The sequence below is a fragment of the Vibrio sp. 10N.222.54.E6 genome, assembly GCF_041473955.1.
GTDB classification, from domain to species: Bacteria; Pseudomonadota; Gammaproteobacteria; order Enterobacterales; family Vibrionaceae; genus Vibrio; species Vibrio tasmaniensis_A.
On record NZ_JBFRTD010000056.1, the window covers coordinates 1 to 1,089 of the forward strand.

Sequence of the window (1,089 nt, forward strand, 5' to 3'; positions counted from 1 at the left end):
AGCGTACCAATACGATCGCTACCATTTTAAGAGGATACTTTATTGGGCTGCATAGGGTTAAAGGAACGTTTTTGTGCCCAAGCAGCGGCCAATGAATACCTAGTTTAGAATAAAGACATTTAACCCGTTCCTACTCTCTCGTACTGGCCTTATACCTGAAATTACATTCACTCTCGATGGATATCCTGTGCCGAGATTAATATTTCCAGCCGTTAAATTGTAACGATTTAGGGATAGGGCTGTAGCAAGGGTATTCGGTTTGTAAGCCGTAGTTAATAATCATTGAAATATCAACGCCGAAGGACCCTGCATAGTTTGCTCGTCTGAACTTCTGCGGATCGTTTTTGGCGGTTTTCTCAAGTACCATCCAGATCATATCTTCAAGGAACTCAGGGTGGCGCCTTGGATCGAGTGCCATTGTATCGCGCATACAGAACCAGCTTCCTCCGCCTAGCTGTTTTTGATTATAGGCATTGTCAAAATACGCAGTATGCAAACCTTGCAAGTAAGCGTTTAAGCGTATGGACTCCACGGTGTCCGTCTCGTCAATGTGCTGCAAGAAGTAGGGCAGTTTGGTGATGTCTGCCATTGCTCTAGGGGCGCTAGATAATTTGGGGTTTTCGTACTGCTCGTGTATCTCACTCAGCAGTTGAGTGAGCTCAGGAGAGTGGGGTTGAGCTTGCACGCTCGCACAGGTAAGCAGCAGTAATGGTAAGACTGTTTTCATGGTCATTCTCCCTTTAGATACCTGATCATAATACCAGTATTTAGGCGGTGCATAAAGTTCTTTTTTATGCACCTAGTTAAGTATTATTCTTTCGAATTTTGTGTGTATCTTGGCACCGCAGGATAGGCTTGGTCGGAGGTGACGTATTCCGTCCTTTCGGGTCTAGTGATCTCCTTTTCTACCTGCGAATTGACGGTCATTTCAATCATCGGCTCAGGTTTGAGGATGGGTTTCTGCGCCTCCTCTTGCTGAAGTTTTACCTCATCGGTTACCCCATCAAAGCGCGCTTGATTAAAGAGTCCGCCCGTTTCATTGTTGTGCAGCATAGCCGTGCGGGCAGCAGCCACGGTATCGACGGTACT

General features: G+C 46.2%; 2 protein-coding genes. Both read right to left on the bottom strand.

Annotated features, from left to right (window positions below):
• Positions 1-196: 196 nt before the first annotated feature.
• Positions 197-727, bottom strand: coding sequence for a hypothetical protein (locus AB4513_RS24080; protein WP_102258301.1), 531 nt, complete (start codon positions 725-727; stop codon positions 197-199).
• A gap of 83 nt (positions 728-810) precedes the next feature.
• Positions 811-1,089 (bottom strand): hypothetical protein (locus AB4513_RS24085; protein ID WP_133151977.1); only part of this gene is annotated, 279 nt, incomplete at its 5' end.

Coding starts and splice junctions, on each gene's coding strand:
- AB4513_RS24080 (WP_102258301.1), bottom strand. CDS start 727: ATGAAAACAGTCTTACCATTACTGCTGCTTACCTGTGCGAGCGTGCAA.